Below are 23,229 nucleotides of genomic sequence, written 5' to 3'. Positions count from 1 at the left end.
TGTTTTCGGTTAAACTTATGTTAGGTTAATAATGAAAGCGAAAACACAGGAGGTAGAAGAATGACAACAAAGAGACAAACGTTGCCAGAAATGCACACTGATTTATTTATAAATGGAAAATGGGAAAAAGGATCAAAAGGGATGCGGCCAGTTATTAACCCTGCGACTGGCGAAACCTTAACGGAAGTATCAAGAGGTGACAAAGCAGCCTTCGAACGAGCGATTGAAGCAGCTAAACAGGCCTTTCCTGTTTGGTCTGGTATGGAATTACGCGAACGGGTCAAAATTCTGCACCGTGCTGCCGACTTAATTGAGGAAAATGCGGATAAATTAGCACTGATTATGACTTTAGAACAAGGAAAGCCATTGGCAGAATCAAAAGGTGAAATCCAAACGAACGTTGATAATTTGCACTGGAATGCTGAAGAGGCGCGTCGCATCTACGGAGAAACTATTCCGGCTCCAAATAATCATAAATATGAGGTACGTAAACAACCAGTCGGAGTGGTGGGTGCCATTACACCATGGAATTTCCCATCAAACATGATTGTCCGTAAAATTGGACCAGCTCTCGCAGCGGGCTGTACAGTTGTTTTGAAACCGGCTGGGAATACCCCGCTATCCGCGATTGCTATTTTCGAAATCTTCGAAGAAGCCGGCTTACCAGCCGGCGTTGCCAACTTGGTTATGGGCTCAGCGAGTGAAATCGGCGCTACTTTTGCTGAAAGCAAAGATGTCCGCAAGTTAACATTTACCGGCTCTACTGAAGTCGGCCATGTATTGTACGAACAGTCAGGTAAAACATTGAAGAAAATATCTCTGGAATTGGGTGGGCATGCACCCTTTATCGTCTTCAAAGATGCACCGATTTCAGAAACAGTGGATATGCTTGTTAAAATGAAATTCCGTAACAATGGGCAAGCCTGTACGTCACCGAACCGTATTTTCGTGGAAAAAGAAATTAAAGAGGTATTTACAAAGGAACTTGTTGCTGCAGTGAAGAAAATTAAAGTTGGAAACGGGCAAGATGAAGGCGTTGTAACGGGACCGCTTATTAATGATGAATCACGCAAAACAATCGATGCACAAATTAAAGATGCAACCGAAAAAGGCGCAGAAGTATTAATCGGTGGCGGTCGCTTAATGGAAGGTGAATACGCAGATGGCTTCTTCTATGAACCGACTGTTTTGGATCATGTCACACGCGATATGACTATCTTCTATGAAGAGACATTTGGTCCGGTAATTCCATTGCTTACATTTGAAAGTGAAGATCAAGTCATTGAAATGGCCAACGATTCTGATTTTGGTTTGGCATCGTATGTCTTTACAAAAGATTTACGTGTCGCAGAAAAGGTAAGTAATGCTTTGGAATATGGCTTAGTAGCAATAAATAACGTGGCGGTTTCCAATTCAGAAACACCATTTGGCGGTATGAAGTTCTCGGGATTAGGCCGTGAGAATGGCAAACAAGGTGTAGAAGAATTTATGGAAACGAAATTTGTGAACACGAGTTATTTCAAATAACAGTAGAGGATCGGGGATTATTTCCCGGTCTTTTTCTATGGGAATTTCTAATACCTAAAAAGAGGGTTTCACTGCTACCTACTATTCTACCGTATGCAATTTGTCACAAATTGTTCACTACTTTATTCTGTGAAGTAGGATATGATAGAGGTGTCGAAAAGTATTCGGAGAGAAGGTGAGAACGTGTTTCGTGGAAATAAAAGAATTGCGATTTTGGGTAGTGGTTTAAGTGGGTTGGTCGCAGCTTATGAATTAAATAAAGCAATTGAAGCAGAGGGATTGCCATTTGAATTCGTTTTACTTGAAAAGAGCGATCAAATAGGCGGTACCATCCGAACTGTTCAGACGGACGTGGGTCCTGTGGATGTGGGTGCAAGTAGTTTTGATATTCGCCGTGAAGATATCCGGCCGTTCTTAGCGGAATTGGGCCTTGAAGATGAGATAGAGTACAGTATAGGCGGCAAGCTAGATCGATTCAGTACCAATGAATTTGTAACATCTAAAAAGCCGAGTTACCACGGAATTCCCATCAATTTTTCCGATATTATGCACGAAAAGGAATTGTCCTTAAGTGATAAGTTATCCGTATTAATTAACCACTCTTTTAATAATATGAAGCTGGGAATGGATTCAAATACGACCACTTCTGAATTTTTGGAATATCGTTTTTGTAAAGCTGTTAGTACAATGATTGCTTACCCTAACTTTCCGGAGAATATCTTTGGGTCGATGGAACTATGTCCACCTGCTTTCTTTGACCAAAACCTCATTAGTTTATTTGAAAATACGGACAGTCGCTATAATGTAACAGAAGCAGAGTTAGCACACTATATGGATGGTGAAGGCTCTGAATACACCTTGAAAGGCGGTCTGGCGGTGCTGGTTGAAACACTTATGGAAAAGATTCCGGATGTTGTTTTAACAGGAAAAAAAGTGACTAATCTTTATGGTATGGATGAAAATGTATTTCTGATGACCTTGAATGATAACGAGAGCTTACGGGCAAAAACGGTTATCTCAACACTTTCAATTGCAGAATCTGCGCCCTTATTGAATAATTGTGAAGACATTGGCATTAAAATTCCACAAGCACAGGTCTCCTCGATGGGTACCATTTTATATCGTTTTGAAAAGGGTGCGTTGACGCGTTATCCAGAAGGGTACGGCTTTGTTATTCCAAAGCGTAGTTCCTTCCATATTACAAAGACATCACTGTTGAACCGTAAATGGCCGTCCTTGAAAGATGCCGATCACGATATCATGTTAGTTGAAGTGGGGCGTCGTCTGGAAGATACCATTGTTCAATTATCAGATGAAGCATTCTTGAATATTATTAATGAAGAAGTGAATGAAATATTTCAAGTTAAAGGCGCGTATCAATCCGCAAAAGTTTATCGCTGGATAAATAATATTCCCCATCTGGAAGCAAATGAACGGAATGAATTAAATGAAATAACCACCATACATAAAAAACGTATTAATGACAAAGGTATTTTTATGGGCGGAAATGGCTTCAGAGGGTATGGTCTACCAAATGCCATCAACGAAGGAAAACGCCTAGCCAGAGAGGCTTTAGCCTATATGAAAGCACAACAAGAACTTTAGAAATCGCTGAGATTTCTAAAGTTCTTTTCTTTCTTTTCAATGTTATACTACTATTAGGCAAGTTATCCTGTTATGAGGAGGTATCTTTATGAAGTTAACGGTATTGGGATTTATGGGCGGCTATCCTGCGAAAGGTGTCGGCACCACAGCGTATTTGTTGGAGTCTGAAGCCTTTCATTTGTTGATAGATGTCGGAAGCAACGCGGTTTTGGCGTTAGAAAAACATCTGGATCCGAAGCAATTAGATGCGGTTATAGTGACCCATTATCATCCCGATCACATTGCGGATATGGGCGTCCTGCAGCATGTTTTTCAGCTGAAAGACCCAGATAAAACCCTGCCAATTTATGGGCATGTAGAATCTGATTTGCACGGACTCCGTGAAAGTGCGTATACAACAGCAGTAGATTATACTGGCAATGAACCGATTATGATTGGTCCTTTTCGGATTGCATTCTTGAAGACGCTTCATCCTGTTCCGTGTTATGCACTTGAAATCATTGAAATTACAACGGGTAAAAAGTTAGTATTTACCGCAGATTCAGGCTATTTAGCGGATTTTGTTTCATTTTCAAAAGATGCGGATGTCTTATTAGCTGATACAAACTTTTTCCAAGGACAAGAAGGTCACAAGGTGCATATGACTTCTTATGAAGTGGGAAGCATTGCTAAAGAAGCAAATGTGAAAAAGTTAATTTTGACGCATTTACCTCCAAGTGTTGAATGGGAGAAACTGCTGGGAGAAGCAAAGGAAGCGGCCGGCGATGTTGTTGTTGTGCAGCTTGCGGAAAAAGATTTACAAATTATTATCTAATTGATAGAGGAGACGAAACGGTATGTATTTTGTTGATAATCAAAACCATCTTGACCCAAGTGTAAATATTGCCTTGGAAACGTATTTATTAAAAGAGAAAAATTTGGATGAGCCTATTTTGCTATTTTATATTAACGAGCCATCTATTATCATAGGACGAAATCAAAATACAATCGAAGAAATTAATCAAGCATATGTGGAAGAAAATAACATCCACATTGTGAGACGGATGTCCGGCGGCGGTGCGGTTTATCACGACTTAGGCAACTTTTCATTCTGTTTTATTACCGAAGATGACGGGAACTCTTTCCGTGATTTTGCGAAATTTACAGAACCAGTTATTGAGTTCTTGCATAAAGCGGGTGTTAAAGACGCCGCTTTGAAAGGGCGTAACGACTTAACAATCGGAGATCAAAAATTTTCCGGAAATGCGATGTATGCGACAAATGGCCGTATGACTGCCCATGGAACAATTTTGTTTGATTCAGACTTGGATGCTGTATCCAGCGCTTTGAAACCACGGAAAGATAAAATTGAATCCAAAGGTATTAAGTCTGTTCGCAGCCGCGTCACGAATATTAAACCATTTGTGGATGAGGCTTATAAAAATATGACTACGGAAGAATTCCGTGATGCCTTGCTTCTACATATTTTCGAAGTGGATAACCGTGAAGACGTGAAAGAGTATCATTTAACGGAAGAAGATTGGAAGCGTGTATACGAAATTCGCGACGAATATTTTGGCAACTGGAATTGGAATTACGGTAAATCGCCTAAATACGGTATCGAAATCCGCCGTCGTTTCCCAATTGGAACGATTGATTTCTTGTTCAATATTAAAGCAGGGGAAATTGTGGAAGCAAAAGTCCATGGTGACTTCTTTGGTTTAGGCGAAATTTCCGACGTAGAAGAAACGTTGGTAGGGACGAAATATACCAAAGCGGATTTACGTGAGAAATTTGAAACGATTGACTTGAAGAAATATTTTGGTGCGATAACTGCTGAAGAACTGGTTGACTCTCTTTTCGCTGAATAGGAGTTGGTTAAAATGGCAAACAATTTATTTAAGTTTCAAATCGAAACACATCAAAAGCAATCTTTCACGAATCTGGATCACTATTTAAATGAAGCCATTCGTGATAGTGGTGTCAGTGATGGGATCGTCTTGGTATATTGTCCACATACGACTGCGGCAATTACGATTAATGAGAATGCGGATCCCGACGTGAAAGTTGATTTGAAATTGGGACTGAATGAAACCTTTCCACATCGCGCTGATTATGTCCATATGGAAGGTAATTCTGACGGACATATGAAGTCTTCAGTTGTGGGTGCTAGCGAAATGTTAATTCTGGCAAACGAAAAATTGATTCTGGGAACGTGGCAAAGTGTTTATTTCGCAGAATTTGATGGTCCCCGTCATCGTACTTTTTATGTGAAGCTAATAGAAGGCTAATAAAGGGAAAATGGAATTTCAAAAAAGAAATCGGGACGCTACTGCCCCGGTTTCTTTTTTTGTGTGGGTGGTTAGGTTGGAGGGTGGATGGCTCACTCAGGTTGTTGAGTAGGCTCTTTTGCTGTAAATGGCTCACTCAGATCGGAATTTACGTTTGAGTAGGCTCTTTTGCTGTGAATGGCTCACTCAGATTGGAATTTACGTTTGAGTAGGCTCTTTTGCTGTAAATGGCTCACTCAGATTGTTGAGTAGGCCGGCTCCGCCAGGACTAAGGGAATTAGGCAGTAATATTGCTTGTTGGGGCCACGGTAATAGAATCAGTAGCGGAAGTAAAAAATGTGTAATGCTGGCCAGTTCATCAACCGCTTCCCAAAAAATCACACAAAAAAGGCAACTCCTCTAACTTCAGGAGTTGCCTTTTAACATATTCTTATTAACGTTGTAAACCGATGGCAGTTTCAATACGGTTCAAAGTACTGTTCGCATACGCATTTGCGCGCTGAGCACCTTCGTCTAAAATCGCATCCAATTCACCAGATTCCATCAACTTGTAGTAGCGCTCTTGAATTGGTTCAAGAACGGAAACAACAGCATCTGCAAGTTTTTCTTTGAAATGACCGTAGCCACTGTCCGCAAATTCTGCTTCCAATTCTTGAATTGATTTGCCACTGAAGTTCGCAAAAATTGTCAATAGATTAGAGATACCCGGTTTGTTTTCCTTGTCATATTCAATCACGCCACTTGAATCTGTTTTGGCACTCTTGATTTTTTTACGGATAATGCTTGGATCATCCAACATTGAAATAAACCCTTTTTTGTTTTGGTCAGACTTACTCATTTTACTGGTAGGGTCTTGAAGACTCATGATACGGCCGCCCGCTTCAGGAATTAGTGGTTCCGGCATTATGAGGTCACCCTCGTAGCGATTGTTGAAACGCTGTACGAAGTCACGTGTTAATTCGAGATGTTGTTTTTGGTCTTCGCCAACTGGTACGAGATCTGCATCATAAAGAATGATGTCCGCAACCATCAAAGGCGGGTAAGTCAGTAAACCAGCTGAAACAGCATCTTGTTTAGTCGACTTGTCTTTGAATTGCGTCATGCGCTCCAATTCGCCGATGTACGTATTACATTGTACAATCCAAGCTGCTTGCGCGTGCGCAGGAACTTCTGATTGCACAAAGATTGTTGATTTCTCCGGATCAACGCCGCAAGCGATATACAAAGCCGCCAAGCCGCGTGTCCGTTCTTTTAATTCTTTTGGATCTTGTGGGACAGTAATTGCATGCTGGTTAACGATACAGTAAGTACAGTCATAGTCATCTTGTAAAGCGACAAAATTTTTGATCGCACCGATATAGTTTCCGATTGTTAACATGCCACTAGGCTGTGCACCTGAAAAAACTTTTTTCTTCAACTAAAATCACACTCCTATAATCTTCTCTCCTATTATAGCGTATTTTTAAAGTTCGTGACACCATAAAAAAAAATCACAAACTTTCCTCTCTTTATTTATAATTAATCTAAATAAGGGTCTTGAAAAGAAAGGTTAAAATACGGTTAAACGTTGATTTAACAACGAAATCAATGTTTTTTAAAAGAGCTAACAGTGAACAGATTGTGGCAACATTATGAATAAATGTTAAAAAAGGGGTAGCCAAGAATAACTTTATCCTGTATAATAGACTCTATAAGATACATTTATTAAGAAGAACAATCGCTTACAGGAAAGGAGAGATCCATTTATGGTTACTCTATATACTTCACCAAGCTGTACTTCTTGCCGTAAAGCGCGGGCGTGGCTGGAAGAAAATAATATTCCTTACACGGAACGCAACATTTTCTCAGAACCTTTATCTCGGATCGAGATTAAAGAAATTCTGAAAATGACTGAAGAAGGTACAGAGGAAATCATCTCCACACGATCAAAAGCATTCCAAGAAATGAATGTGGATCTCGATGATTTACCATTGAACAACTTATTCACGCTCATTCAAGAAAATCCTGGTCTTTTACGTCGTCCAATTATTTTAGATGACAAGAGACTTCAAGTGGGATACAACGAAGATGAAATTCGTCGCTTCCTACCTAGAGAAGTACGTGCAATTGAGCTTAAAAAAGCCCAAGAGCTTGCTAACTTCTATTAATATCGCTCACTTTATCTAAAGCATGTCTGAATAGGCATGCTTTTTTGTACGCATTTCGTCGCATTGCAAACGTATAGTAGATGCGGTATAATCTAGAAACGGATGAATGGCCTTATAGCAGTCACCCTGTTACAATGATAGTACAGAAAAGAGGTGTAGCATCATGGAAATGGAAAACATTAACGAGAATACGATTCGTGTGGTAATTGAAAGTTCTGACCTTGAAGAGAGAGGGATAACGTTCTTAGATTTACTCGGGAATCAAAAACAAATCGAAAGCTTCTTTTATAGTATTTTGGAAGAAGTGGATGTTGAGAATCAATTTCTGGAAACAGATGCCATCACTTTCCAAGTGCTGCCAAAAGGAAGCGGCCTTGAATTATTTATAAGCAAAGGTGACGCTGATGATATGGAAAATTTTGATGAAGAGGGGTTCGATCCAGCAGAACATATACTGGATATTATGAGCCAACATACTGAAACTATGAATGAAAATAAAACTGAACCACACTTAATCGAAAATGATTTAGGAATTCTTGACATGATGGTCAAGTTTAATGACTTCGAAGACTTTATCGAAGCATCCAAACGCTTTTACCTAGAGAGCGGCCACACATCCTTGTATCATTACGAAGGAGCGTATTATTTATCAATCGAATTTTTCATTGATGAAATGGTTGATACGAATCTCGACAATCAAATCGCTATAATCCTTGAATTCGGCGAAGAAGCAAATACCACGCCCGAAGTTCTTGGAGAATATGGTCAGTTGATTATGAATCAAGATGCCTTGGAAAGTGCACGTCACTATTTCAAATAACATGTAACGAGTTAGCTCATTGTAGCTGACTCGTTTTTTTGTACGTTGATGCCAGAGAGACCGGCATACAGGAATTTGGAACCACCTGTAAGCCGGTAAAAGTGACAAACTACCGGCATACAGGAATTTGGAACCACCTGTAAGCCGGTAAAAGTGACAAACTACCGGCATACAGGAATTTGGAACCACCTGTAAGCCGGTAAAAGTGACAAACTACCGGCATACAAAGAATTCGAAATCCCTGTACGCCGGTAAAAAGTCATTTAAACCGGCGTACAAGAATTTATAAACCAACGAATGCCGGTGTAACGGGCACGATTCATCCAAAATTTCTTCGTTCAATCCTACTTTAAATAGCCTTTCTTCTATATAATAGAGGTAAATATTCACCAAATTCGAAAAGGGGTCGTTCTGTGAAAAAGAAAGTGGATGTCATCATCCTTGTTCTTTCTGTAGTAGTTGTTATTTTGAGTATTACGTTGTTGAAAATATCATCAGATCCTCAACCCAAACTAATTGGCTCTTACCAATCTGAAACCATGCCGCCGGACATCTATATGCTTTCTTTCTTCCAAGACGGGACCTATGAAGTTTACGAAAATTCGAATTTAGTAGATGAGGGAACTTATATTTCAACTGACACCGACGAAGCTTATCTCATCAAATCAGAACAAGAAAACCAACTCATTGTACTCAGTAAAGACGATAATTTTTACTACTATTCGCCTGATCAGAGCGTCTACTTAATGAAAAACTTGGACAAATATCCAGTTTCGTTGGGCGAACCAAACTAGCCAATTCTAAGAAACATCTTAAAAATCACCTGCCAAAAAAGCTTTTCGCCTTTTTTTGCTTATCTATATACAGAGAGATAAAAGGAGGTTAATAAGATGTTTTTTGCTTTGACACAAATGAATGAAAGAATTAGTGCCTCTGACTACACCCGAACCATTCCCGTGAGTTGTCCAGGGTGCAACAAACCCGTATTTTTGAAAAAGGGACCTAAAATAATGGCACATTTTGCCCATTATGCAGGTGCCGAATGCCACCAATTTTCCGAAGGGGAAACGCCCCAGCATCTTTTAGGAAAACAGCGCCTCTTTGAGTGGCTTACCAAACTAAATATTCCCGTTGAAATGGAAGCCTGGCTGCCTGAATTGAAGCAGCGCCCCGATTTATTGGTGACTTACCAAAATCGGAGGATTGCCCTTGAGTACCAATGCAGTTCGATTCCGTTTGCCCGTTTGAAAGAACGTACGGATGGGTACATGAGTAAAGGTTATGAAGTCTACTGGATTTGTGGAATGGATTATGTTCCCACCACTTATACAGAACGCATCGCTGCTTTCAGGCAGAAAAATAATACGCTTATTTGCCTCGACAGCAATCAAAATACTCTGCACATGTATCACGATTTACACTTCGATACCCGTAACCGTCTGCAAAAAAAGCAATTTTCCATCATTTTAAGTGATTTGGACTTCCCTTCATTTGAGACACTCTTTAATAAGCCGCAACCCAATTATCCACGAAAAAAAGCGGCAATGACTTATCAGAATCACTTACTTTTACTAAAACGAAAAGATGCCGTCCACCGTGACTTTTTACTGGATATCTATTTAGGAGGGCACACCGTCCATTCATTACCGAACTATATCTTTACGACACCTTCCAAGACGTTAGAGTTCTGTCAACCAAGCTATATATGGCGGTACCAGCTACTGGCGAAGTTTAGGAAATCCATAACTGTCCAGGACCTAAAAGCCTTTAGTCAGGCGATACCCCAATATGATGCACTTTACCTCCATGAGCCACTAGAACCGCTTCTGGAATTTATCGCAGAGCTGGAACGAGCGAAAGTGTTGAAAAGACTCGGTGAGAAAAGGTGGCAAGTTCAAACCAAAGAATACTGACTCGATTTTTTTGATGTTATAATAGTATTAAATGAAGCAAATGATTAGGAGGAATAAAAATGAATATTCAAGATTGTGCATACTGTATGGGTGGAGACCTATTAGCAGCCTTTGGATACCCATGTATCGAATTGGACGAAACAAAGGTCTACATCTTTAAAGAACAAAGCCACAAAGGACGCGTGATTGTTGCTTCAAAACACCACGTAAGTGAATTGACAGCTTTATCTGACGATCAGCGTAACGCCTTCTTTGCCGATGTTGCGAAAGTAGCAAAAGCACAACATGCTGCTTTTAGCCCAGACAAAGTAAATTACGGTGCTTACGGCGATTCCGGTCACCATCTGCATTTCCACCTTGTACCAAAATACAAAGACGAATTCGAGTGGAATGCACCATTTGCAATGAACCCAGAAAAAACATTTTTATCAAATGAAGAATACGAAGCACTTGCCGAAGCGATTCGTAGCCATATGAACTAAATATGAACAAACAAAAAACATTTCAAAAGCTCCAGGCAAAAAAAGCTTTTGAAATGTTTTGCTTGTGCAAAAAAATGGCAAGTTCAAACTTTTTTACTTCTAAATAAATGAGAGTATGTTAAGATTATTAATGTGAAATAAGAATGAGGAGGCCAAACAATGGCAGAATTTAAAGAACTACCAAAACGACATGAAGTCGCTGAAGAAATGACTTGGGATTTAACAAGCATTTTCGAAAATGATCAAGCTTTTGAAGCAGCGTTAAGCGAAGTCAGCGCTTTGGCAAAAGAAGTAAAAGCACTACAAGGAACAGTCGGCGAAAGCAGTGACGCTTTGTTGAAAGCGATTGAGACATCGCTAAAAGCGAATCAAAAAGTTGAACGTGTTTATGTGTACTCACATTTGAAAAACGATCAAGATACAGCAGATAACACGTATCAAACGTTACACGCGCGTTCAATGGCAGTCCTAACAGAACTTGGTGAAGCATCATCATGGTTCAATCCTGAAGTTTTGGCTATTCCTGAAGAAAAATTAGCTGCATTCATGGCTGAAAACGAAGGCCTGAAAAAATATGAGCATCTATTAAACGATTTAACTTCACAACGTGAGCACGTCTTGAGTGCCCGTGAAGAAGAACTTTTGGCAGGCGCATCAGAAATTCTTTCTGCATCCAGCCAAACATTCTCTGTTTTGAATAACGCGGATATCGAATTCCCAACTGTAAAAGACGAAGAAGGTAATGAAGTTAAACTATCCCATGGTCTATATGGTAAATTGATGGAAAGTTCAAATCGCGAAGTTCGTAAAGAGGCTTATGAGGCTCTTTATACAACATACCGTGGTTTGAAAAATACATTCGCATCTACTTTGTCAACACACGTGAAGTCACATAACTTCAATGCAAAAATCCGTAACTTCTCGTCTGCTCGTGCAGCGTCACTAGCAAACAACAACATTCCAGAGAGCGTATACGATACACTGTTGGAAGTTGTAAACAAAAATTTACCGTTGCTACATCGCTACGTTGAACTACGTAAAAAATTATTGAACGTTGATGAGTTGTATATGTACGACATGTATACACCTTTAACAGGTGATGCACCGATTGCCTATACAATCGAAGAAGCAACAGAAACGACATTGAAATCTTTGGAGCCATTAGGTGAAGAGTACCAAGGTATTTTGAAAGAAGCATTTGATAATCGTTGGATTGACTGGTACGAAAACGAAGGAAAACGTTCGGGCGCTTATTCTTCAGGGGCATACGATACAAATCCGTACATCTTGATGAACTGGCAAAACTCTATGAACCAACTGTATACATTGGTTCACGAATTAGGTCACAGTGTTCACAGCTACCACACACGTAACAGCCAACCATATGCGTATGGCGATTACTCTATTTTCTTAGCTGAGATTGCTTCAACGACAAACGAAAATATTTTAACAGACTATTTATTGAAAACTCAAACGAATCCAGCTGTTCGTATCTATGTTTTGAACCACTACTTGGATGGTTTCAAAGGAACTGTTTTCCGTCAGTCACAATTTGCGGAATTTGAACATTACATCCACCAAAAAGCGCAAGAAGGCATTCCTTTGACACAAGAGTTCATGACAGAGTACTATGCTGATCTAAATGCACGTTACTACGGCGATGCTGTTGAACGTGATGAAAATATTGCCTTGGAATGGTCACGCATTCCACACTTCTACTACAACCACTATGTTTACCAATATGCGACAGGTTTTGCTGCAGCAACAGCACTATCTAAACGTATCTTGGAAGGCGAAGAGGGTGCATTGGATAAATATCTGACATACCTGAAATCAGGAAGCAGCGATTACCCAATTGAAGTGATGAAGAAAGCTGGTTTGGACATGACAGATGCGACATACTTAGAAGATGCAATGAAAGTATTTGAAGCACGCTTGAACGAACTGGAAGAACTTTTAGCAGCGGAATAGAATAGAGTGGACGTCGGATTTGTCTTTTTGAGCAACGCCACTATTATCCGTTAATAGTAAAGGGGCCGGGAGTTTTTCCCGTCCCCTTTACTATAGATACAGAAAGAGGGTGGGACCGCGGTCCCACCCTCTGATTTTATTTAATAATCTGTAAGTAACTTTTTCCGACTGAGCGGGCTTTTTTCTGGTGTGGCATTTGTGACTGGTGATCTAATGAATTCGCATGATTGAATGCTTTTTCAATTAGTTCACAATTAATGACATCTTCCAGTAAAACACCAAATTGTTGATTGAAGTTATCAAAAATGACCAAAGAAGGGTTGTTTGAGATATTCATCTCTTGCGCTATTTTTTGGTCAGCATCGTAACTACTTTTCACAAAAGATGATGCCTTATCTTCAAGAAACATTTCTACATCCAGATTTGCGCCTTTAGCAACTTCGATCAATAGGTCAGAAGAGTACTCGGCCATATTAATGTTTAATTCTTTTTGCAGAAGCATCAAAAATTTTCTTCCGCGTTTTTTGCCTTGCATCAATGCAGCTTTATAAGCGAGACTAGCCTCATAGATGGTTTCGTAAATTTGATTACGCAATTGTAAATCATTCGTTGGCATATTTAAACGCTTCATGTACTGGGTGACGGTGCTAAAGTTATGGAATGTCAGGAAACGGAAATGGACCTTAAATCCCTCATTTAATTCAAGACTTTCAATAAAATGCAGAACTTCATGTTCAGAGTTCAGACATTTTAAACCAATTGGATTAACAAATAAGTAAAGCTCGAAAACGTGTTGAGAGGGATTTAATTTGCGATATGAATTATTATTAGATTGCATAATATCCCTTCTTTATACTGTGTTTTGTTCCATTCAAATGTGAGGACATCATCTACAGAAACGGACTTACATTTCTATTAGATGTAGTTCTTATACTGCTATTATTATATGACAAAAAAAGGATGGAAGTAAAATAAGATGCCTACGAAAGGCATCTTAAAATACACATATGTTCACAATGTTGCCACAAAAGCACAGAAAGCTTGAAAATTATGTTCTTTAACTTAGTCAATCAATAAACATATGTTACTTATTGGGGTACTTTAGAGCACGGGCAATCTTTTGGACGGTTTCCCGGCGGTTGATATTTCGAGCAATAAGAAATTGTTCAAATTCGCGAATACCGTTCTCTAAATCATCTGTTTCGTATTCCAATTCGTAATCATTTTGATCTTGGTAGTAGCTTGCATCTAGGAAGTAGGTTCCAGATTCAGCCGGAATTTCATACCGGACCGTTGAAAGTTGTCCCACCTGTTCCAAATCGGCGACATTAATGCTATGCTCCGCCAATTTTTTTGCGATAAAGCCATCTCGCTTCAGTTCGCCGCTATCGACAAAGTTCTGTCCTTCTTCATGGGTCAGGCGATCTGTCGTCTCCAACATTTTGTGTTCACTAATCGGCGACTTCAAAGTCTGTTCTGCATAATTATCATATAGACGAATACGCAGACCCATCCCCAGCTTGCGTAACTTCCAGTCCGGGCTGTCATAATACACATTTGTCTGTTGAACAGGTTCCGTATCCTCTAAGTTAAAATCAATAATAAGCATTTCATATTCTTCTTTAGTAAGTAAATTTTTGAGTTCTGTTTCTACTTGTTGGCTCATCCGCTCACGACCTTTCTTATAAAAAACGAACAAAATCGTTCTCATCTTCTCCTAATAGTATCATAACGTTCCGAAAAAGGCGCATTTAGACATACGAATAAGGTAAATTATGCTAAAATATACTTATAATCTAATCGTAAGAATGGGTGTCGGGAATGGAAAATGAATTTGTCGAAGACTGGGGTGTCTTTCTTGCTCCCTATGAACAAGCAGTTGAAGAGTTAAAAATTAAACTAAAAGGCATTCGTAAGCAATATCGTGAAACCAACTCACATGCGCCGATCGAGTTTATTACGGGGCGAGTAAAAACCAAAGAAAGTATTTTGGAGAAAGCTGAAATACGTAACATCGCTTTGGACCGTTTAGAAGAGGATATCCAGGATATTGCCGGTATCCGCATCATGTGTCAGTTTGTAGAAGATATTCATGAAGTAGTACGTTTGCTGCGCAGTCGTAAGGATTTCGAAATCACCATTGAACGCGACTACATTACGAATAAAAAAGCAAGTGGGTATCGTTCGTACCATCTGGTAATTGAGTACCCGGTTCAGCGTATTGAAGGGGAGAAAATTGTTATTTGTGAAATACAAATACGAACTTTGGCAATGAACTTTTGGGCGACCATTGAACATACTTTAAACTACAAATATATGGGGGAATACCCACAGGAATTACATAATCGTTTGATTAGAGCAGCCGAAGCGGCGTTTCTTTTGGACAAAGAAATGTCGGAAATTCGCGAAGAAATTATGGAAGCCAATTATTACTTTTCAGATAAAAAGAAGAATGTCGATTAGGAGTGCTTAATATGCGTGTAGCATTAGTCAGTTATGATAAACCGAAGACAGTTGCTCTAGCCGAGGACTTTATCCGTAAAACAGCCGGGACAGCGATTGTTATTGATGAAGAGAATCCTCAGCTCGTTGTGACAATCGGCGGAGACGGAACACTTATCTCGGCGTTTCATAAATATAGTCATTTACTAAATACGGTTCGTTTTATTGGAATTCACACAGGACATCTGGGTTTTTATACGGATTGGCGTGACTATGAACTGGATGACATGTTAGAAGGTTTAAAACATGATAAAGGGGAGAGTGTCAGCTATCCACTTTTGGATGTGCGCGTGAAGTACCGCGACGAAACTGAACCAAAGCGCTTTTTAGCTTTGAATGAAGTCGTATTAAAGAAAATTGATGGTACGATGGTGTGTGATGTTTTCGTTAAAGATGAATTATTTGAAACCTTTAGAGGAGACGGCATCTGTGTCGCAACGCCGACCGGTTCGACTGGTCTCAGCAAATCGTTAGGTGGAGCCGTTATTCACCCGCGTACCGAAGCGATTCAATTAACAGAGTTAGCTTCCGTTAACAATCGCATTTACCGAACCCTTAGTTCACCCATGGTTATTGCCAAGGATGAGTGGATTGTGGTGGAGGCGGCCGACCAAAAAGGTTTGATTTTAGCGATAGACAATTTAACGTTCGAAAATCAACAAATTGAAAAAATTGTGTATCGGATTGCCAAAGAACGTGTACATTTTGCACGTTATCGTCATATGCATTTTTGGAATCGTGTAGAAAATGCATTTATTGGGAAAGTTGGAGAACAGGATTATCAGGATGGGAGTCATTAAAGTGCCAAACATACTAATTATGCGACCTTTAAAAGATAAACATTTAGACGAAATCAGACAATCATTGCCAGATTATGAAGTTTTACTGGAGCCCGAAGAAGCAAAATTGGCCGAGACAGAAATTATTGTTCATTGGACACCGGACATTCAAGAGCTTTGGGAAGCAAGTAAATTGCCAAACTTGAAGTGGGTTCAGGCGATTTCAGCAGGGATCAATTATTTGCCGCTGGAGGAATTGCATCAAAAAGGAATTATTCTAACCAATGCCAGTGGAATCCATAAATATACCATCACTGAATATGTAATTGGTGCCTTGCTCTATTATTTACGTGACTTTGGAAAGTTAAAGAGAAACCAAGAAAATCAAAGATGGGATGTAGCGGTTCAAACAGAACAGCTGCATGAAAAGACGCTGATGATTTTTGGAGTTGGGAATATCGGGCGCCAGTTGACTGTTGTGGCCAAGGCATTCGGGATGCGGGTGATCGGTGTCAATACTTCCGGGAAAAAAGTGGAAGAAGTGGATGAGACCTATTCACAAGCGGAAAGTACCAACCACTTGAAAGAGGCAGATGTAGTTGTCAGTATCTTACCACAAACGCCCCAAACAATCGCTTTTTTTGATAAAGAGCGCTTTGCTAAAATGAAGCCAGGGACGCTGTTTGTTAACGTTGGGCGCGGAAGTTCCGTTGTAATAGACGATTTGATCGAGGCGTTGAATCAAGACATTTTAGCCTTTGCAGCTTTGGATGTTTTCAATAATGAGCCATTGGAAGAAGACAGTCCCCTTTGGCAGCACGAGAAAATAATGATTTCTCCGCATAATTCCGGAAGCATAGCGCATTTTCGTGAGGCACTCTTTTCTGTGATTGGGCCAAACGTTGCGTCGTATGCCCAAAATGGAAAACCAACTATAAATGTGATAGACTACGAGAAAAGTTATTAAGATACTAGAAACCTGCGGAATATTTCGGCAGGTTTTCTGTTGATAAGAATTGGAGCAATAGATGTGATTTATGAATGGCATTTTGAACGGGATCAGGATATTTTGTTACGCACGTTCTTGAGAGAACAAGGCGTTTCACGAAAATTATTAGCGCGAGTTCGTCACCATGGGGGCAAAGTTTGTATCAATGGTGAAGCATCGCATATGCGTACACATTTGAAACAGGGCGACTTTATCAGTCTGCATGTTCCAGATGAAGGGGAGCATGAAACGACTGTTCCGAGTGCGATACCTATTTCTATTTTATTTGAGGATGAGCACTTTTTAGTCGTTGACAAACCGTACGGCGTGGCTTCGATTCCGTCGCGACAGCAGCCGGATATGTCGATGGCCAACCGCGTAAAGGGCTACTACCAATCGCAAAACTATCCCGATCAGGTGATTCATATCATTACACGTTTGGATCGTGATACAACAGGCGTGATGTTATTTGCCAAGAATAAATATACGCATGCCTTAATGGATCAACAATTGCGTAAAAAGACAATTGAAAAAATCTATTACGCTATTTTGACAGATACGGCTCGTTTTTCCGCGGATCACGGTTTTATTGATGCGCCAATCGGCCGGACGGAAGATTCCATCATTACCCGGATGGTAAGAGAAGATGGGAAAGCAGCATTAACGGAATACTGGCGGGAAGAAAAATTTTCTGAAGGGGAACTCGTGCGCATTAAGCTGCACACAGGCCGTACGCATCAAATACGGGTTCATTTCGAACATATGGGCGCACCGCTGTTAGGGGATAATTTATATGGCGGTCGTGCGGATGATTTGATGCCGCGTCAGGCGCTGCATTGCCGTGAAGTATCGTTTATCCATCCTTTTACCGAAGAAGAAATGACCATTGTTTCGCCGCTACCGGCGGATTTTTATAACTGGATCGCATCCCAACGTGGAAAAGGAGGAGTAATGGATGCAAGAACAACAATATGAGTTCGACCTTGATTATGAATCAGCACATGTAAAAGAAATATTATTACAAGAAGATATGGAAGCTTTTCGCGAGAATTTCTTATCCTATCCTCTTTATGACCAAACCCAGATTTATTTGAGTTTGGAGCAAGAAGACCGCATCCGCATGTATCATTATTTGTCGCCAAAAGAAATGTCTGATATGTTTGAGATATTGGAAGAAGATGTCGAATCTATCGAAGTGTATTTGATGGAAATGAACAAACAATATGCGGCCGATATGCTCGCAGACATGTACACGGATAACGCGGTAGATATGTTACAACAACTACCTGAAGAAGTGATACCAACTTATTTGCGTCTGATGGATAGAGAACAGGCATCACAAATTCGCGATATTATCGATTATGACGACGAAACGGCCGGCGCGATTATGACGACGGAATTTATTTCGTTGAAGGCCAATCAAACGGTTCGTTCCGCAATGGCCTTATTGAAAAGTAAATCGTCTGAAGCAGAAATGATTTATTACCTCTATATTATTAATAATGAAAATCAATTAGTTGGTGTTCTATCTTTACGTGATTTAATTATGTCGCATGAAGACAGCATGATTAGCGATATTATGAGTGATCGGGTTGTAACTGTTAATGTCGACGATGATCAAGAAGATGTGGCGCATGTGGCGCGTGACTATGATTTCCTGGCGATGCCGGTAGTGGATGAGAACAATATCCTTTTAGGTATTATCACAGTCGATGATATTTTGGATGTTATGCACGAAGAAGCGACTAGCGACTACTCCGGTTTAGCGGCGGTAGACGTTGACGAGACGACTTCCAATCCCTTTAAAGCAGCTGGGAAACGTTTGCCTTGGCTGATTACGCTCTTGTTCTTGGGAATGGGGACTTCATCACTCATTAGTAATTATGAAGGACTTATATCAGAAGCAGCTATTTTATCAGTATTTGTAACATTGATTACGGGTACGGCCGGTAATGCGGGGACACAATCATTGGCGGTTGCCGTGCGGAAAATTGGTCAACCAGAATCAGAAAAACGGAATTGGATGGCGATGTTGACACAAGAAACAATGACCGGACTGATTTCCGGCGTTGTAACCGGTCTAGCCATTACTTTAGTAGTGGGCATTTGGCAAAACAATTTTATTCTAGGCGGTATTATTGGATTCTCTATGTTGTCAGCAATCACAGTGGCGAACTTGGCAGGGAGTTTGATTCCTATTTTGATGGATAAGATTGGTTTTGATCCGGCGGTAGCCAGTGGGCCGTTTATTTCTACTTTTAGTGACTTAACATCTGTTTTAATTTACTTTAATATCGCTAAATATTTTATCGAAAACGTTTTATAAAAGAGAAGCAACCCAAGTCGGGTTGCTTCTCTTTGTATGTTTAGATTGATGAGAGATAGGCTCCTGAATCTAAGCCTTATTGTTCTGTGTGCGTTTTTCGATTGGAACGTTATCATCCCAATTTAATTGCGTAATGTTCCAATAAACAATTATTGGAACATTCTAATCGGAAATTGGTATCGAAATGTTCCAATAACTAAAGATTGGAACGTTTTAACCAGTGTTTAATCAGCATTTGTTCTAATATCTAGATTATCTTCTCCACATCATGGTGAAGGATACCGGCTTCTTCGTATTCATCGCCAAAAACGGTATAACCTATTTTTTCATAAAAAGGCAACGCTTGGTTTTGTGCACCCAGAATAATCCGCTTCGCACCATTTTCACGCGCAATGGTTTCCATTTCGTTCATTAATAAATTACCTAGTTGCTTCCCGCGTTCGCTCAGAAGGACTGCAACGCGCTGAACTTTGTAATTTTCTTTGTCCAAAGGGAAGAGGCGGGCTGTCGCTATCGGATTATGATTGTGATCATAGCCGACGACGTGAATGCAAGAAGATTCTTTCTCATCTACCTCGATTGCAGGAGAAACGTTTTGCTCGTTTACGAACACAGTCAAACGGATTTCCAATGCATCTCGATAAATAGGAGATTCTATATCGGTCGTTCGTTCAAATCGCAGCATTATCATTCTCTTTTCTTTGGGAATTTTATTCTTTTTTATTTTAACAATTGGCGAATATGAAATCAATTGACATTTTTAAGCTTTTTTTGTTGCATTTATTCTAAATGTGAGTAGAATTCATGTAGGAGTAATCTTTTTAACACAGATTGTTCACATATTCATTTGAAGGTAAGATTCATGACGCGAAACATTGTTCATAATCATACAAATATATTTAGGGGGCTTTTTAAATGAAAGTTGTAGTAGTTGGATGTACGCATGCTGGAACGTCAGCTGTTAAAACAATCCTATCAGAAAATCCAGGAGCAGATGTAACGATCTTCGAACGTAACGATAACGTTTCATTCTTGTCTTGTGGTATTGCATTATATGTTGGTGGCGTAGTTAAAGAAGCAGAAAGCTTATTCTACTCAAACCCAGAAGAACTTAAATCACTTGGCGCTACAGTAAACATGGAACATGATGTAACAAACATAGATACAGAAAACAAAGTTGTTTCTGTGAAAAACTTACAAACAGGCGAAACTTTTGAGCAAGCATACGATAAATTAGTTATGACAACTGGTTCATGGCCAATTATCCCGCCAATCAAAGGTATCGAGAGCAAAAACGTTGTATTGTGTAAAAACTACAACCAAGCTCAAGAAATCATTGCACGTAAAGTAGACAAAACTAAAATCACTGTTGTTGGTGGTGGATACATCGGAATCGAATTAGTAGAAGCATTTGCTACTGATGGTAAAGAAGTAACACTTATCGACGGTCTTGACCGTATCTTGAATAAATACCTAGATCCAGAATTTACTGACATTCTAGAAGACGAATTGCGTAACCGTGGCGTTAAAATTCAATTGAACGAATTAGTTCAAGGATTTGAAGATAATGAAGCGGGTGACATCACTACTGTTGTAACAAGTGGTGGTTCATACGAATCTGAACTAGTTATTCTATGTGTTGGATTCCGTCCAAGCACTGAATTGTTGAAAGACAAAGTTGACATGTTGCCAAACGGCGCAATCATCGTTGATGATTACATGCGTACAAGCAACCCAGATATCTTTGCTGCAGGAGATAGCTGTGCAGTTAACTACAATCCAAACGGTGGACATGCATACATTCCATTAGCAACAAATGCTGTACGTATGGGATTCTTGGTTGGTAAAAACATTTTCGAACCAAAAATGAAATACCGTGGAACACAATCTACATCAGGACTACACTTGTTCGGATTTAACATTGGTTCAACTGGTGTTACTGACTCAAGTAGTAAAGCATTCGGACTAGAAACAAAATCTGTATTGTTCGAAGATTTCTACCGTCCAGAATTCATGCCATCAAACGAAAAAATCCTTATGAGACTTGTGTACGAAAAAGATACACTTCGTATCGTTGGTGGACAAGTAATGTCTAAATATGACGTTACACAATCTGCAAACACATTGTCATTGGCAATTCAAGGCCGCATGACTATCGAAGACTTGGCATTGGTAGACTTCTTCTTCCAACCACACTTCGACCGTCCATGGAACTACTTGAACTTGTTGGCTCACAAAGCTCTAGAACAAGAAAACATGTTAAACCATGTTGACGTAGAGTCATTTGACCAAGCATAATAATCGTGATTAAAAGACAGGGTGAGAGCCCTGTCTTTTTGTGTAGCTGGAACTAAAAGAGCTCACTCAACCGTGAATTTTAATTTGAGTGAGCCCTTTCCCAGTCGCTGGTGGCCACCACGAAAAAAAACTTGTATTTTAAGGAAATTCAAGTGATAATTAACGTATTACATTTAAAAGGAGAAATAATAAAATGAACGCAGATCCCGACAGTCAGAATTTGATATGGCAGTTGTTATTAGTAGCTTTGTTGACTGGCATTAATGCCTTTTTTGCATCAGCGGAAATGGCTTTTGTATCATTAAATAAAAATAAAGTAGCTAATGAGGCCATTAAAGGTGATGAAAAGGCGCGTAAAGTATTAGCACTATTAGATAATTCCGACGATTTCTTAGCAACCATTCAAGTTGCCATTACATTGGCTGGTTTCTTATCAAGTGCATCCGCAGCAAATTCTTTTGCGGGAATCTTAGAACCCTATCTCACAGCACTTCCTGGCGCAAAACAACTCGCAGTATTAATTGTAACGGTTTTGTTATCGTATATTTCGCTTGTTTTTGGAGAGTTATTTCCGAAACAGGTTGCGATGCAGAATTCTGAAGAAATCGCCTATCGGGGATCCGGTATTATTACGATTGTACAAAAATTCATGAAACCTTTTGTGCGATTGCTTTCTTTCTCTACTAGTCTTTTAGAAAAAATTACACCGATAACATTCAAGGATGACAGCGAAAGTTATTCACGTGAAGAAGTGCAAACATTATTGAAACAAAGTAACTCGGAGGGAACGATTGAAGCCCAAGAGTTTCGTATGTTAAAAGGTGTTTTGGCAATGGATAACAAGTTGGCGCGTGAAGTGATGGTGCCGCGTACGGATACATTTATGTTGGATATTACAGCTGACACGTACGAAAATATTAAAGAAGCCCTTGATTCTCCCTATACACGAATCCCGGTTTACAATGATGATAAAGACGATGTAATCGGCTTGTTACACTTGAAAAACTTATTAAAAGAATCGCGTGTAACGCCACTAGAAGAAATTGATTTACGAAAAATCCTAAATCGTCCCTTATTTGTTCCTGAAACAATTACAACGGATGAATTGATGGCCGTCTTAAAACGCAGTCATAACCAGTTGGCAATTCTACATGATGAATACGGTGGGATGGTTGGAATCGTCACATTGGAAGATATTTTAGAAGAAATTGTCGGAGATATCGAAGATGAGTATGATGAGGCTTACGTGTTAATTGAACGCAAAGATGAAAATTATTTTGAAGTGGATGGTGCGACACCATTGTATCGCTTCAATGATTTCTTCCGCACAGAATTAGAGTCGACTTTTGTCGATACAATCGCGGGGTATCTATTAACGGAAATCGGCATGCTACCTGAAAATGGAGAGTCAGCAACTATCCAGGTAAACGGCTTAGAAATCAAAACACTTGAATTTGACAACAATCGCTTGGCCAGAGTGGGTGTGCGTTATATTGACGGCACGCATCATGAAGTACCGGAACGACTTGTTGTGGATGAAATTCCAAAAATGAGTAAATAAAGAAAGCGAATAACTTCTAAGCTCCGGTTAACTCTTCGCA

22 protein-coding genes are annotated in these 23,229 nt (G+C 39.8%); 18 read left to right on the top strand and 4 right to left on the bottom strand.

All coding sequences use genetic code 11. The annotated features are described in order from the left end of the window. Positions 1-60: 60 nt before the first annotated feature. From G7058_RS03010 to G7058_RS02990, 5 genes are all read left to right on the top strand, one after another. Complete coding sequence (locus G7058_RS03010; protein WP_166062166.1) at positions 61-1,527, top strand: NAD-dependent succinate-semialdehyde dehydrogenase; 1,467 nt, start codon at positions 61-63, stop codon at positions 1,525-1,527. A gap of 183 nt (positions 1,528-1,710) precedes the next feature. Next, a complete protein-coding gene (gene hemG, locus G7058_RS03005; RefSeq protein ID WP_166062165.1) occupies positions 1,711-3,132 on the top strand; it encodes a protoporphyrinogen oxidase in 1,422 nt (473 codons plus the stop codon). An 88-nt stretch (positions 3,133-3,220) separates the two neighbouring features. Next, complete coding sequence (locus tag G7058_RS03000) at positions 3,221-3,946, top strand: MBL fold metallo-hydrolase (RefSeq protein ID WP_166062163.1); 726 nt, start codon at positions 3,221-3,223, stop codon at positions 3,944-3,946. A gap of 22 nt (positions 3,947-3,968) precedes the next feature. Continuing rightward, positions 3,969-4,982 carry a lipoate--protein ligase gene (locus tag G7058_RS02995; protein WP_166062162.1) on the top strand — a complete coding sequence of 338 codons (1,014 nt, stop codon included), beginning with the start codon at positions 3,969-3,971 and terminating at the stop codon, positions 4,980-4,982. 12 nt (positions 4,983-4,994) lie between these two features. After that, positions 4,995-5,402 carry a secondary thiamine-phosphate synthase enzyme YjbQ gene (locus tag G7058_RS02990; protein WP_166062161.1) on the top strand — a complete coding sequence of 136 codons (408 nt, stop codon included), beginning with the start codon at positions 4,995-4,997 and terminating at the stop codon, positions 5,400-5,402. A 433-nt stretch (positions 5,403-5,835) separates the two neighbouring features. On the opposite strand, the gene trpS is transcribed toward G7058_RS02990, so the two are convergent. Next, positions 5,836-6,780, bottom strand: coding sequence for a tryptophan--tRNA ligase (gene trpS, locus G7058_RS02985; protein WP_264372328.1), 945 nt, complete (start codon positions 6,778-6,780; stop codon positions 5,836-5,838). A gap of 367 nt (positions 6,781-7,147) precedes the next feature. Here trpS and spxA point away from each other — a divergent pair, with 367 nt between their 5' ends. The 6 genes from spxA (at position 7,148) to pepF (ending at position 12,735) form a co-directional block, all read left to right on the top strand. Further along, positions 7,148-7,549: a transcriptional regulator SpxA gene (spxA, locus tag G7058_RS02980; protein ID WP_166062159.1), complete on the top strand. Its 402-nt coding sequence runs from the start codon at positions 7,148-7,150 to the stop codon at positions 7,547-7,549. Positions 7,550-7,712: 163 nt separating this feature from the next. Next, complete coding sequence (locus G7058_RS02975) at positions 7,713-8,369, top strand: adaptor protein MecA (protein WP_166062158.1); 657 nt, start codon at positions 7,713-7,715, stop codon at positions 8,367-8,369. 413 nt (positions 8,370-8,782) lie between these two features. Then, on the top strand, positions 8,783-9,163 hold the full coding sequence (locus G7058_RS02970) for a hypothetical protein (protein WP_166062157.1): 381 nt from the start codon (positions 8,783-8,785) through the stop codon (positions 9,161-9,163). 96 nt (positions 9,164-9,259) lie between these two features. Further along, a complete protein-coding gene (locus G7058_RS02965; protein WP_166062156.1) occupies positions 9,260-10,282 on the top strand; it encodes a competence protein CoiA in 1,023 nt (340 codons plus the stop codon). A 59-nt stretch (positions 10,283-10,341) separates the two neighbouring features. Continuing rightward, positions 10,342-10,764 carry an HIT family protein gene (locus tag G7058_RS02960; protein ID WP_166062155.1) on the top strand — a complete coding sequence of 141 codons (423 nt, stop codon included), beginning with the start codon at positions 10,342-10,344 and terminating at the stop codon, positions 10,762-10,764. Positions 10,765-10,923: 159 nt separating this feature from the next. After that, complete coding sequence (gene pepF, locus G7058_RS02955; protein WP_166062154.1) at positions 10,924-12,735, top strand: oligoendopeptidase F; 1,812 nt, start codon at positions 10,924-10,926, stop codon at positions 12,733-12,735. Positions 12,736-12,871: 136 nt separating this feature from the next. Here pepF and G7058_RS02950 read toward each other — a convergent pair whose 3' ends face one another. Further along, entirely contained in the window at positions 12,872-13,573 is a 702-nt protein-coding gene (locus G7058_RS02950) for a DsbA family protein (protein ID WP_166062153.1), read from the bottom strand. Positions 13,574-13,819: 246 nt separating this feature from the next. Then, a complete protein-coding gene (locus G7058_RS02945) occupies positions 13,820-14,446 on the bottom strand; it encodes a CYTH domain-containing protein (RefSeq protein ID WP_166062152.1) in 627 nt (208 codons plus the stop codon). Positions 14,447-14,556: 110 nt separating this feature from the next. On the opposite strand from G7058_RS02945, the gene G7058_RS02940 reads away from it, so the two are divergent. From G7058_RS02940 to mgtE, 5 genes are all read left to right on the top strand, one after another. Then, positions 14,557-15,198, top strand: a complete 642-nt coding sequence (locus G7058_RS02940) for a GTP pyrophosphokinase (RefSeq protein ID WP_166062151.1) — start codon at positions 14,557-14,559, stop codon at positions 15,196-15,198. 11 nt (positions 15,199-15,209) lie between these two features. Continuing rightward, positions 15,210-16,037: an NAD kinase gene (locus G7058_RS02935; protein ID WP_166062150.1), complete on the top strand. Its 828-nt coding sequence runs from the start codon at positions 15,210-15,212 to the stop codon at positions 16,035-16,037. Between the two features lies 1 nt (position 16,038). Continuing rightward, positions 16,039-16,983, top strand: coding sequence for an NAD(P)-dependent oxidoreductase (locus G7058_RS02930; RefSeq protein ID WP_166062149.1), 945 nt, complete (start codon positions 16,039-16,041; stop codon positions 16,981-16,983). Between the two features lie 63 nt (positions 16,984-17,046). Next, a complete protein-coding gene (locus G7058_RS02925) occupies positions 17,047-17,979 on the top strand; it encodes an RluA family pseudouridine synthase (protein WP_166062148.1) in 933 nt (310 codons plus the stop codon). Then, the gene (gene mgtE / locus G7058_RS02920; protein WP_166062147.1) at positions 17,960-19,330 is read left to right on the top strand and encodes a magnesium transporter; all 1,371 of its coding nucleotides are present in this window, start codon (positions 17,960-17,962) and stop codon (positions 19,328-19,330) included. Before G7058_RS02925 ends, mgtE begins: the two co-directional genes overlap by 20 nt. A 247-nt stretch (positions 19,331-19,577) precedes the next feature. Here mgtE and G7058_RS02915 read toward each other — a convergent pair whose 3' ends face one another. Then, a complete protein-coding gene (locus tag G7058_RS02915) occupies positions 19,578-20,015 on the bottom strand; it encodes a GNAT family N-acetyltransferase (protein ID WP_227004482.1) in 438 nt (145 codons plus the stop codon). Positions 20,016-20,245: 230 nt separating this feature from the next. Between G7058_RS02915 and G7058_RS02910 the strand changes: the two genes are divergently transcribed. Then, positions 20,246-21,628, top strand: coding sequence for an FAD-dependent oxidoreductase (locus G7058_RS02910; protein ID WP_166062146.1), 1,383 nt, complete (start codon positions 20,246-20,248; stop codon positions 21,626-21,628). A gap of 193 nt (positions 21,629-21,821) precedes the next feature. Continuing rightward, a complete protein-coding gene (locus tag G7058_RS02905) occupies positions 21,822-23,189 on the top strand; it encodes a hemolysin family protein (RefSeq protein WP_166062145.1) in 1,368 nt (455 codons plus the stop codon). The last annotated feature ends 40 nt before the right edge of the window (positions 23,190-23,229 follow it).

The organism is Jeotgalibaca porci, assembly GCF_011299095.1.
Lineage (GTDB): Bacteria > Bacillota > Bacilli > Lactobacillales > Aerococcaceae > Jeotgalibaca > Jeotgalibaca porci.
Note: the sequence above shows the minus strand (reverse complement) of the source record. Positions and strands in the feature narration are given on the sequence as shown.